Below are 12995 nucleotides of genomic sequence, written 5' to 3' on the forward strand. Positions count from 1 at the left end.
GCATCTTATTAACAAACCGAATTAATAAAAACAATAAAAAATCAATAATAATAAAGAAAGGAACGCACCATGTCAGATCAGGCTGAATCATCGAAACCAGAACTCGTCGGAGTAGAACGCCCTGCGATTGAATGGCTAAAACAGCTCGGCTATACCCATATCAAGGGAAGCCAAGTTGAACAGGCACACAAAACCGAGCCTGTGATTTTAGAAGAGGTACTGACTGACAGGCTACATGCACTAAACCCTTGGCTTATCGAAGTGCCTAACGGTGCAAATAAGGCAATCAAACAACTGCGTGACATTTGGTTTGAACATAGTAATGACTTGATGCTCGCTAACCACGCCTTTTGGAGAGATGCACTCTTTCAATCCAACCTACAACAAAAAGATAAACACGGTCAACCACGCAGCATCCGCTTTATTAATCAAACAGATACTGAAAGTAATGCATTCCATGTGGTCGACCAATACATTGGCAAAAATGCCAATGAGGATCAATTCAAGCCTGATCTGCTGTTGTTCATTAATGGCTTACCACTTGGCCTTATCGAATGTAAAAGTAGCGCTGTTAAGCTCAGTAAAGGCATCGCACAAATCGATGGCTATCAAGGCTCTTTTACCCAGCATTTCGCGTTTAACATGGTATGTGCCGCCATTAACCGTAGCCAAGCCAAATACGGGGCAATTTGTGCGCCTGAACAGTTCTATCTCACATACAAACTTGACCCGAAAAAACCTGACGAGAACACTGTTCTAGAAACATTAGAAAATCTACTAGGTAAAACACCGTCCGAGCAAGACAAGCTCCTGTGGGCACTGTTTGAACCATCTCGTTTTGTTCGTCTTGTTTGCTTCTACCCGATGTATGAAGTTGAAAAAGGCATCATGATTAAAAAGCTACCGCGCTACCAGCAATGGCGTGCAGTAGAAAAAACCTTACTTCGTTTACAAGGCCGCGATCCTGAATTATTAGGTAAAGAAATTGGTGGTGTGGTTTGGCATACCCAAGGCAGCGGTAAATCGCTCACGATGGCACTTCTTGCTCGCTTAATGCGTGCGGAAATTTCAGGCTTTAATAACCCTAGTATTCTGGTTCTTACCGACCGTACTGATCTCGATCGCCAAATTCACAACACTTTCACCAATATAGGGCTTGAATCAGCAAAAGCAAATTCAGTCGCAGGCTTAGAGGCGTTACTCAGCAATGACTACGGCGCTATCTTTACTTCTACGGTACAAAAGTTTCAGGAAAGCGACGGTAAGCAAATTAAAGCCGCTAAAGAATCAGAACTTGATGATGCAGAAACCGACTCAAAAAGCCGCGTAAGACGAGTATTACGTAAAGATAATGCAGGTAATGATCAATGCTGGATATTAAAAGAAAACAATGTTCTTCATAGCCAATTAGCGGCTGATGGTTCCCCTAAAAAAGCACAATGGGAACTCGTCAGCGAAGAAAAAGTCGACTTTCGAGTATTAAGTACCAAACCAAACTTTTTTGTTATGGTTGATGAAGCTCATCGCAGCCAATATGGGTTCTTAGCGGCGTTTATGCGTGCCTCTTTACCTAATGCAAAATTCATTGCATTTACTGGTACTCCCCTATTCAAAGATGACAAAGAAACCTTAGGTACGTTCGGTGGTAAAGACTACATTGACACCTACCGACTCGACGAGGCGGTTGCCGATGGCGCAACACTTCCGATCAAGTATCTTGAGGGCATGGCGCAATGGGGCAGTGACGGTAAGCTAAAACAAGCGTTTGAAGATCAGTTCGGGAAAGAGCCTCTCGCTCGTAAGAAAAAACTCAAACAAGAGTTACTTAAAAAACGTCGTGGTGCCATTAGCCGTATTGAAGAGAACGCCCTTCACTTAGTCAAACACTTCTTATCTAGCGTACGTCCTCGTGGCTTTAAAGCGATGCTGGTATGTGATGGGCGTGATATGGCCGTTCGCTATAAAGATGTCCTGAACAAAATCATGCAAGAACGTAAAGACAAAGGTCTACCGACCTTTGAAAGCCGAGTGGTTATCTCTCTTGGTAGTATGACAGATAAGCGTACAGGCATTAGTGAACAACAAGCTCATTACACAACAGGCTCGACAACAAAACTTGAAACCATTGAAGAGCGCGTCAAACGAGAAGTGAAAGAAGGTAAAATACCTGTCGCTGTACCATCAGAAAATATTCCAAGTTTGGTTAACGATGAGTTTAAGCTCTCTTACAGTAATGAATCAGCAAACACACAAGAAGAAACCAAATTCAATAATATCGGGTTAATCATTGTTTCTGACATGCTGTTAACTGGCTGGGATGCTCCTATTGTCAGCACTCTCTATCTTGATAAACCATTAAAGGAGCACACTCTACTCCAAGCTATAGCCCGTGTTAACCGTACTCGTAAAGGTAAGAATGCTGGCTATATCGTCGATTATTTTGGCGTTGTTGAATATCTTGATGACGCTCTAAAAGTTTACAGCGGTGATGTACAACCCGACCAAGTATGGACAGATGTAGAAGCTGAGTTACCGAGACTCCAAGCGGCTCTTACTAAAGTTTCAGATATTCTGCCTAAAAAACATCACCCAGTAAAACAGCCTGAGCCGTATAAAGAGGATGCAGATCTCTACTTAGACCCAGGCATTCGTTTAGATATTGTTGAGGACTTTCTCGTCGCTCTAACTGAATTCAATAGCCGTTTAGATATGGTTCTTCCAGATGAGCGAGGGGCACCTTATCAGCCCTATTTCAAAGTATTCAATGAAATTAAACTGCAATTACGCAATAAAATGCCAGACACTGCCGATGCGGTGCGTATTACAGCTTCTGAATCTGAACTTTTAAAAAATATGCTAGATAAACATATCGAAGCAAGTGAAGTTAAAAGCTTACTCGGTCGTGAAATATCAATTTTAGATGCTGCCGATATGGACTTACTTCGCAAGCAGAAAAGTGCAGGCAGTGCTGCTTTGGTTATGAAAAATAAGCTCAAGCACACAATTAAGACAGGCAAAGGCAAAGATCCAGCATTCTTTGGTGATCTAGAAGAAGAGTTAGAAAAGCTGATCCAAGATGAGCGTGATGGCCGTATTGAGCAAGCTCTCTTCTTAGAGCAATTAGAATTATTTACTCAACGCGTGCGTGATAGAGATGCAAAACCATCAGGAATGGGGTTAAGCACAACTACCGAACGATCTGTTTTCAACTACTTAGTAAAACAAGTAGAAGAAGAAGCAGCGTTAGCATGGACAAAAGGTATTTTCAAACACCCTGATATCGCTGAAGTTATGCTATCTCCAATCTGGAAAAAACAAACCGATATTCATAATGAGATTAAGAAGACGATAAGAACTATCTTACGAGGTCTTGGGGGGTGGGATATGACGGTTGCTCGCCAGCATTCTTCTGAGATTTTTAGTATTATGAAAAATAACTGATCACCATTTAACGCGCATAAAAACAAAAGAACTGACATTTTTATGCGCGTTAAAGTGTAAATACTTGCTTTTTTATGCGCATTAAAGTGTAATGCCCATAGGTATAGATTAGGTTATAGATAAATGATGGAAAGAATAATCCTAGGTAAGTTACTAGACTGGAAAGAGAAGAAGCAGCGAAAACCCCTGTTAATTGATGGTGCCCGTCAAACGGGTAAAACCTATTTACTTCAAACCTTATTTGGCGATACGTTTGATAATGTTTTACGCATTGATTTTTTAGAGTCACCACAGATGGCTGAAGCCTTTGAAGGCTCGCTCTCTCCTGAGGATATCATTGCTAACTTAGAGCTACTGACTGAATGTATCTTTAATCCATCCACTGATTTACTCATCTTAGATGAAATTGGGGAATGCTCTAAAGCGGTAACATCATTAAAGTACTTTGCAGAAAAAGCGCCTCATATGTATATAGCTGCAAGTGGATCTAATATTGGTCTACTGAATTCATTTCCTGTTGGAAAGGTCGAGCAACACAATCTACGCCCTTTAACCTTTCGTGAGTTTCTTATCGCATCTAAGGAAACGGCGTTAATTAATGCATTTAACAACCAAACTAATTCTGCACCTGCACATACTAAACTGTTCGAAAAACTGACTGATTACTACTTTACTGGTGGTATGCCTGAAGCGGTTGGAACATGGTTCTCAATGAAAGAATCGAGCATTTTAGAACGTATTCAAGCCGTTTCCGATATTCACCGTAACTTAATATCTGGCTATCAACGTGATTTTGGAAAATACTCAGGAAAAGTGGATGCTGGCCTAATTGAAGCCGTATTTAATAACGTTCCATCACAGCTATCTTCTGTGTTAGACGAATCAGTAAAACGATTTAAATTCAAAGGGGTACATGAGAGAAAATCTCGATATGGTGAATTTGAAAGTGCAATATCTTGGTTAGAAAAATGCCGACTAGTTCTGAAGAATCATCCCATTGATGGAACTCCGAAAAGCCCATTAGCTGCTTATCGTAAAGAAAATATCGTAAAATTATTTTTATTCGATGTTGGCTTACTCAATCATATGCTTGGGATTAACTACAAAGAGATCAAACAACAAGGCTATGAATACAAAGGTTATATTGCAGAAAACTTTGTTCAACAAGAGTTTGCCGCACAAGGGGTTGACCCAACATTTTCATGGGGCGATGCCCGAGCTGAAATTGAATTTGTAGCCACAGACAAGCAAGGAAATGTACTGCCTATCGAGGTAAAAAGTGGGAAACGCACAAGAGCAAAATCACTTCAATCGTACATAACTAAGTGCCAACCAGTAAAAACCATTAAATTAACGGGTACTCAAGGTTCATCGGCATTAGAGACAAAGAACATTGTTCTTCCTCTTTATTACAGCGAATATGCTGTAATCCAATATCTAAAATAACGAGCTAATCATTTATGCCAATTTTTCAATATGGAACGACTGAGATTGAGTGGGAGTTCAAACTAGACTCAAAATTATCTCATCATTATGTCACTGTTGAGCGTGGTAAAAAGGTGCTTTTACGTGGACCTAATATTTCAGTAAAAGAACAACAAGAGTTAATTCGTTATAGAGCACGTTGGATAAAACTACGTCTAGTTGAGGTTAATCAACCGCTTAAAGACGAAATTTTAACAGGTAGCCGTGCTCCCTACCGTGGCCGCTCATTCTATTGTGAGGTTATTCCAGCCCCTGAACTTTCAATCGCTGAAGTTAGCTTTAATCAGAGCCGATTTAAGATACTTTCTCCTGAAGGTCACTATGTAAGTCGCGACATATTTAAAGCGGCACTAGAACGCTTCTATAAGCAAAAAGCACATGAAAAAATTGGATCCCGTCTACGTTATTGGCAGAAAGAAACAGGTCTAGAAGCTACTACATTTCGCATAAAAAAATTTGATGCTCGATGGGCAAATTGTACTGAGAACAATGTTCTGGAATTTCATCCTCGCTGTATGACTTTCTCAAATAAGGCGATGGACTATGTCATTATTCATGAACTATGTCATACCATTGAAAAGAGTCATAATAAACTTTTTTGGAAACTTATTACTAAATTTTGTCCTGATTGGAAAGAATTACATGATGAAGTCGAACATTTAGGTATGGATTTATAATAAAGCCTTTGAGGCTAACAATATTTTCCTATTATCTATTGGCTCAAATTCATTAATTAATTTAAAACTTTCATTTTTATCATCATTATACATAAAATACTTTTCAGTCAAGTTAAAATAACTCTTGATTACATCAAAATAATTACATATATTAAACCTCGTACCCAAGAAGCTTAGCTTAAATCTAGAAAGTGGCTTAAAGATTTAATTTACAACTAACATTACTTACCTTTATTAAAAGGCTACGTAATATATCCACCTAACTGGTGGCTTAAAGATATACCATTAGTTATAATAAATCATTATCCTATCCACTAATAGATGGTTACGTTTCCGCGCCAACAAGCGGTTAAGCGTTGGATAAAATAGCCGAGTTTATCTCGGCTTTTTTATTACTTATAATAAATCATATTATTGCTATAAATCACCATTAAAAACTTAAATTTTCAAGTTTCATTTTAAAACATCACCTTCCATACATTAATAATAAACTAATTATTTTAGCTTTTATTATTGATATTATTAGCTACCTAAAATTTAGAAAATAACAATCAATATCATCTTGCATTATTGATTAAAAATCAATCCAGTATGCCACCCAATAACCACTATCAATTCTAATATAAGCATTCTTAACATAGTCTTTATACTATGAATAAAAAGCGCCAGAACACTGTTCTTAGGTAAAGATTTGTTATTGAGTAATAACTCATTGCGCGTGCTGGTCAGCACACGCAATCAATTCTGATATGTAAGCATTCTGGCCATAGCCTTTATACTATGAATGAAAAGCGCCAGAACACTGTTCTGAGGTAAAGAGCTGCTATTGAGTGATAGCTCATTGCGCGTGCTGGTCAGCACACGCAATCAATTCTGATATGTAAGCATTCTGATCATAGCCTTTATACTATGAATAAAAAGCGCCAGAACACTGTTCTTAGATAAAGATCCGCTATTAAGTAATAACTGATTGCGCGTGCTGATCAGCACACGCATTTATTCCAATGTCTTTTTATCGTTGGAAGAGAAAGCCCCAATTGTTTTACAGTCTTGGACTGGCTTAAGCCTTTCATTCGACATTCTTGTACTTTAATTGTTGTACTAATAGCTTCAGGCCTACCAATAACCTTCCCCTCAGCCTTTGCTCTCACTTGTCCTTCTACCGTACGCTCTCGAATACGATTACGTTCAAACTCTGCAAATGCTGAAAACATCTGGAGCATTAATCGCCCCTCCGCTGAGCTTAGATCAGCGGTCGGCAAATCTAACGAGATTGGAGTGATGCCTTTATCTAACAGCATACTAATCGTATGCTGAACATCAATATTGTCTCTACCTAACCGATCTAGTTTTAGTACAACAAGTTTGTCACCTGCCTCTAACTTATGATCAATCAGCATTTTAAATTCATTCCGTTCTGTCGCTGGGATACTTCCAGATACTGTCTCAGAAATCATTCGATGTTCCTCTATGTCATAGCCCGCGTTCCTAATCGCTAAGATCTGGTTCGCTACAGTTTGTTCGCTTGTCGAAACGCGACAATAAGCAAAAGTACGTCCTTCTGACATTAAAACCTCTTATATTGGTATCACTGGTGGTATCAAAAACAGGAAAGGTATCAATAACAATAAATAGGTACTTATTGATACCGAGTTAAGCTCATTATAACTAGTATCGTAAAATGGATGTTTATTGATACCCATATCGAATGAAACTCTTAGTTTAAATCAAGAAAAAAATAAAGTTTTCTTAATTACAATCTACTATTTTATGAATTCAAGTTTCTTTTTGATTTATAGCGATTACATCCGTAAAGACCAGGAACATTGTTATCCTTAATGCCTGTAGAATGCTCTAAATCAAACCTAACACCTGTATTCTTATGCTTGTTCGATGAAGAGTCAGGAATAATAGTAACTTCGCTATCAGGCTGAGGCTGAGGCTGAGGCTGACATTGTTTCTTACCATTTATTGATAACATCGAACGAGACTTCTTATAAGCTATATTTACTAATGACATAATTACTCTTTATATACATGAAATAATACAAACAAATTAATATCAGACTAACGAATAATAGTAAAGTATATTTTAACTTTACTTTAATCAAGTAAAACACAAATTAAAAAGTGGCGACAATTACAATTAAATAAATCATCAACTAAAAATTAAAACATCACAAACTTCACATTTATCATATAAGTTTATTTTTTAATTTATCATAAATAAAAACCTTCAAACTAATAAAAAATAAAGTAACTTATCTGGATCTATATTACTTAACTGCATAATCTAAAAGATAAGACAAATATCACTCTCTATTAATTATTAAATTTTCATGTTATAACTATTATAACTGTTGTAACTATTATAATGTTATAATTAAATATAAGGAGTGAATTAAAAAATTCATACCATTACGGTAATCTGCCGCCAATCTAGATAAATTTCTTCTGCCAAACTTGGCACATCAACTGTCAACTTTGGCACATTCAGTGCCAAGTCTGGCAAAGGTATAGTGTGACCAAAAATCTAACCTGTTTTTACATCGCACTCATGCTGTGCAAAACTTAACCAGCAATCTAAAACTGAACCTCTTTTAGATTAACCATATTACAGCATATGGGACTGTACACAGAGATACTTTTACGCACAACGCTAAAGGCTGAATTAGACAGTAACACAGAAAGTGTGTTGAACTTTTTGTTTAACAATGGAAGTGAGCCAACCTTACTACCAGATCATGTCTTCTTTGGTTGTTACAACTGGCACATGTTTGGAAGATGCAATGACTCTTCATTCAAAACAATTAGCTACCTAAATAATAGACACCTTTTTAGTCGATGTGACATAAAAATGGTCCATGATAACATTGATAAGTTTATTGACTGGATTGAGCCATATATTGACAAAGAAGGCGAAGACCTTGCTTGTATCGGATGGCGTTGGTTCGAAGATGACCAAAAACCTGAACTGATTTTTGTGTAATACTCAGTAAAAACAGTACAAGTTAACCTAGATCATTAACCAATATGACTTCATCATTTAGACCTCGATATTTGAACCCTGAAAACAGCGTGTTCGCTGCTAATATCAACAAATTAGCCAGCTTGTAATTTATAAGCAACGAACGCGATTACTTAATCGGATAAACAATTTTCAACCTAAGAAATATTCGGTTGATTTACCAACTTTTTCACATGTTAATATTCCACCCGTAACCATGTCATCAAGTTTTTGTTTCGCGCTGTTATAGCTAATACCTAACAAACTCTCAACCTCTCTTGCTGTAACAGTTGGCTTTTTACGGTAACGAGGCTCTCCAGAAACAAATCCTATAATCTTTTTCTCGATATCTTCTAAGCCAGAATATCGCTCTTCTAATTCCTGCATTTGATGAGCTGCTCGTTCGTAAACGGAAATAAATTCATCAATAGCGCGACTAATTACTTTTAGTTGATGCTTAATAAAGTATGTTAGATCTAAATTATCATGCTCAGTATCTAAATAGCTTACACCGTATTGAATTGGTGCTTTTTTAAGTAATGCTGATATTGCAATATAGCGAAAACCAGTATAACCACATTTAAACATATACCAATAAAACAAAGCTCTTGCGACTCTTCCATTACCATCTCGAAACGGGTGAACATAACCAATGACAAAATGAAGTGTTATAGCCTGAATAACAGGATGAAGATCACTACCATGAGAATTTAACCACTTCACGACACGACTTAGTAATCTCTCAATATCATCATGCTTAGGGGGCTGATGAACAATCTCTCCTTCAGCATTAACAACTGCAATATCATCAGTTGTTCTAAATGCTCCTGACGTATATTTTTCCTGCTCTAACGTTTTCGTACCTGCCCTATGCAAATCTCTTATCAACTCAATGCTAAAAGGCTCATCTTTAAGCTCCCAAGCTGTTTGCATTAAGTCAAAATTTCCAAAAATCATACGCTCATCGTCAGTACGAGGTTTCCTTTTTTTCCGAATCATCTCTTTCGCAAGAATTGTCGTTGTGGCTGCACCTTCTAATTGACTACTCGATATTGCTTCGTCATCAACTAAATTATTCGCTAAATGTTCAAAATGTGCTCGTTCCCCAATTTGCTCTAAAATGCCAAGCATTGCGCTATGTGTGGTGTAACGATCAATCTGTGATAGCACTCGACTAAACTCGTATAAGTTATTAAATCTGCAACTTTTTATATAGTCAGGGGAATTTAGTAAAGCTTGATTAACTTGCTCAGGTAAGTTTGGGGGTAATAGTTTATCTTCTAATGGTGTTAGATCTATCAAGGTACTATCTCGATACAAGCGAGTTAACCACCAGCAATATTTAGCATCTAAGCCAGTCTTTACCCTACGTCTAAACTCATTGAATGAATGATAATCATCAATAAATGGAGTGGTATAATAAGTATATTCGTTAGGATCAAGACCCTGATTACCAATCTCAAACAAAATGTCACCAATTGTGTTAAATGGGCATTTTGGTGGTGATAAATACTTCCCTGACATTGATTTCATCTCAAAAAGTGCAAATATTGAGATAAGATTAAACAGTTCTATAGGGTTTTGCTAGTTTTTTATACTAGTAATTATTCTCTACTTACTATATCGAGATATTAATTTCACAAAAACTTATCTTATTCGGGCTTCTATTGGCAAATAAAAATGGAAACTTGCAACCTGTCACTATGAAAAATCCCCATTACTAATTCGACTCAGTATGGATAAAACAGCCTCCTTCCCTTCTACTTTATCTAGCATTGCCATTGGAGTTAGTCCATCAAAAAACCATTTAGGCGTATTTAACCATTCTTCAGTCAGCTCTTCTTTTTTAAATAGCTTCAACGCTGCTTTTTTTACTTCATGATAACTATCCATACACTTTTTTCTCCGTTATTTTAAAAATGGTGAACCATACAGAAGAACTATAGTAGAGCTAAATAAGGCTATTTTGCCACGCTTTCTGGTCATTTTCGAAGAAGCCTAGCGCTCGATATCCTTTCTCACGTTTCTTATACATCCTTGCTAGCATTGGAACTTTAATATCCACATAGTCGATCACTTTAACTTCGTTTTTTCCTTTGAACTCACGTTGTATTCGCCCCACATATTGGATTAAAGAGCCTTTCCAAGAAACAGGCAACGCCAATATCAACGTATCTAAACGAGGTAAGTCAAAACCTTCTCCAATAAAACGTCCTGTCGCAACAAGAACTTGTGTCGTCTCCAAGTTTGAAACAACTTCAATCTGCTGTTTTTTCTTCATCGCTCCAACTAGCATTTGATGAGTTACTCCTGCATCATCTAGTAAGCCAGAAATTATACGAGCATGCTCCCTACGTTCAGTCAGAACGATTGGAACTCTACCTTTAGATACTTCTGCCTTAATATCTTCGATAATTGCTGTATTACGTATTGAAGAAAGCATTAACCAACGATAAATATCAGAAATATGAGGTTTAATATCATCGGTAATCAAATGCAAAGGAACGTCTAACTCTAGAACTTTTCGCTCTAATGTTTGGATGAATTGATGATTTCTATCTAATTTAATGGTATGCCTGATCTTACCAGCCTGCATAAATATTATTGGTTGATGTCCATCTCGTCTTTCTAAAGTAGCACTGATTCCAATAATAAACTTCGCATGTACTTCAGAAAGGACTCTCTCATACTGAGGAGCAGAAAGGTGATGGCATTCATCTATGATGACTTGTCCATACTCTAGAACAAGTGGATTAACGCTATTATCACTCTTATTAATCAAACTTTGATACGTTGCAATATCGACTTGTCTTGTTCGTTTTTTCTTACTTCCCGTATACACTCCAACATCAATTCCCTCAGTAAAAGCTTTCACTCGCTCTTGCCATTGATCCACAAGCTGTTTGTTGTGAACTAGAACCAAAGTATTTATGTTTCGTCGACAGATTAACCCAATAGCTGTAACGGTTTTACCAAATGCCGTTGGTGCATGAAGTACCCCATTATCATGTTGCAGCAGTTTATCGATAGCTTTACTTTGCGCTGAACGCAAAGAACCAACAAATACAACCTCTTTGAGTTCCTGCCCCTCAAAACGCTTATCTTTTATTTTAAGATTAATTCCAAACTTAGAGCAAATGTCATTAACATCATCCATACACCCTCTTGGTAAACTCAAATAGCCATTATCTATTTCAGCCAAACAAATAAAACGTGCTATTCCATTGGTAGACAAACGTAGTCCCTGGGCTTTAAAAAACTTCGGATTAGAAAATGAGGCTAATTTTTTCAATTGTGCAATCAAAGGATTCGATAACTGAGATATTGGTAGATAAAGACGATTCGCTAAAATAATATCTAGTTCTTTAGGGCAGTCTTGGATTACATCTAGAACAATCAATGAGCGCTCCCAAGGTTTGATTGCGCTAGTATGACCAACTTTGTTTTCGTTATATATTTTACCCTCTAAAAGCGTTTCTATTTTTGCAACAGATAAACGTTCCATTGATCTTAGGATTGACCATTGATCAGAATAAGGAGTAAACGACAAATCAACAAACATCGAATTCCCAGACACACGCGCTTGCTTCTGTAATGGCAAAGCAATTAAATTACCAATACCACCAACTGGTAATATATCTTGATTTGGAAACAGTCGATCGTAAGATTCAAATGATAGTGCACCATGAATTTTCATGGCCTTATCAAGTAAGTAAAAACCCAATTGGCGAGCTAATTTCGCATCAATTGCTTGCTCAAAAAAAATCCAGACATGTGATCCTTGCCCAGAACGTGAACGCTCTAGCAAACAATTAATACCTTCTTGTTTACATGCTTCAACGTAAGCTAACGATGCTTCTTGCCAATCACTCTTATCAAAATCAATCGCGAGCAACCAACAAGTGTTATTCGCAAGCATCGGATAAAGACCAACCACTTCTTTCCCTGTAAGATGAGCATATATGGCATCATCACCTAATGGCTTAAACGCTTGATTAGGACACTCTAAGCACTTTACTTTGGGTTTGTTACATAGCCCTTGGTGCCATTCATTATGACAAGCGATAGCATAACCACTTCGGCCTTGTTTATTCTGCCAGCGATGTGCATAGCATTGAATGCTTCCTTTAAAATAACTTTGAAAGATAGAAAGTTTTTGTTGGGGTGATATTTCACATGCAGGACCTGTGTTAATCGCATCCTGCGTCAATAGACGCTGCTTCTGTCGTTCAAGTTGAGTCAGCGCCTTTTTCAACTCAAGGATCTTTTGTTCTATTCGCTCAAGCTCATCCATATCTAGCCTCGACAGATGCTTTCATGCAGTTAATAATCGATTATATAAAAGACAATACGAAAACAAAGGTATAATTCATAACCTATCTCAC

Annotated in this window: 9 protein-coding genes; 4 read left to right on the forward strand and 5 right to left on the reverse strand. The window is 37.4% G+C overall.

All coding sequences use genetic code 11. The features are described 5' to 3' along the window. Positions 1–69 precede the first annotated feature (69 nt). The 3 genes from PVK62_RS09670 to PVK62_RS09680 all read left to right on the forward strand — a co-directional run bounded on the left by PVK62_RS09670 (position 70) and on the right by PVK62_RS09680 (position 5603). Positions 70–3441 (forward strand): type I restriction endonuclease subunit R, encoded by a 3372-nt coding sequence (locus tag PVK62_RS09670; RefSeq protein WP_274449391.1) that lies wholly within the window; start codon positions 70–72, stop codon positions 3439–3441. Between the two features lie 126 nt (positions 3442–3567). Beyond that, the gene (locus tag PVK62_RS09675) at positions 3568–4887 is read left to right on the forward strand and encodes an ATP-binding protein (RefSeq protein WP_274449403.1); all 1320 of its coding nucleotides are present in this window, start codon (positions 3568–3570) and stop codon (positions 4885–4887) included. A 14-nt stretch (positions 4888–4901) separates the two neighbouring features. Continuing rightward, positions 4902–5603, forward strand: a complete 702-nt coding sequence (locus tag PVK62_RS09680) for a YgjP family zinc-dependent metalloprotease (RefSeq protein ID WP_274449392.1) — start codon at positions 4902–4904, stop codon at positions 5601–5603. 983 nt (positions 5604–6586) lie between these two features. Here the strand turns inward: PVK62_RS09680 and PVK62_RS09685 are convergent. Next, positions 6587–7171, reverse strand: a complete 585-nt coding sequence (locus PVK62_RS09685; RefSeq protein ID WP_274449393.1) for a recombinase family protein — start codon at positions 7169–7171, stop codon at positions 6587–6589. Positions 7172–7371: 200 nt separating this feature from the next. Further along, positions 7372–7623 (reverse strand): hypothetical protein, encoded by a 252-nt coding sequence (locus PVK62_RS09690; protein WP_274449394.1) that lies wholly within the window; start codon positions 7621–7623, stop codon positions 7372–7374. A gap of 603 nt (positions 7624–8226) precedes the next feature. Between PVK62_RS09690 and PVK62_RS09695 the strand changes: the two genes are divergently transcribed. Beyond that, positions 8227–8592: a hypothetical protein gene (locus tag PVK62_RS09695; protein WP_274449395.1), complete on the forward strand. Its 366-nt coding sequence runs from the start codon at positions 8227–8229 to the stop codon at positions 8590–8592. A 171-nt stretch (positions 8593–8763) separates the two neighbouring features. On the opposite strand, the gene PVK62_RS09700 is transcribed toward PVK62_RS09695, so the two are convergent. The 3 genes from PVK62_RS09700 to PVK62_RS09710 form a co-directional block, all read right to left on the reverse strand. Continuing rightward, positions 8764–10134, reverse strand: coding sequence for a Fic family protein (locus tag PVK62_RS09700; RefSeq protein WP_443111770.1), 1371 nt, complete (start codon positions 10132–10134; stop codon positions 8764–8766). A gap of 177 nt (positions 10135–10311) precedes the next feature. Next, positions 10312–10503 (reverse strand): MbcA/ParS/Xre antitoxin family protein, encoded by a 192-nt coding sequence (locus tag PVK62_RS09705; protein ID WP_274449397.1) that lies wholly within the window; start codon positions 10501–10503, stop codon positions 10312–10314. Positions 10504–10561: 58 nt separating this feature from the next. Continuing rightward, positions 10562–12904 carry a TOTE conflict system archaeo-eukaryotic primase domain-containing protein gene (locus PVK62_RS09710; protein ID WP_274449398.1) on the reverse strand — a complete coding sequence of 781 codons (2343 nt, stop codon included), beginning with the start codon at positions 12902–12904 and terminating at the stop codon, positions 10562–10564. Positions 12905–12995 lie beyond the last annotated feature (91 nt).

Origin of the sequence: Aliivibrio sp. S3MY1 (genome assembly GCF_028765575.1) — a bacterium.
In the GTDB taxonomy this organism is placed as follows: domain Bacteria; phylum Pseudomonadota; class Gammaproteobacteria; order Enterobacterales; family Vibrionaceae; genus Aliivibrio.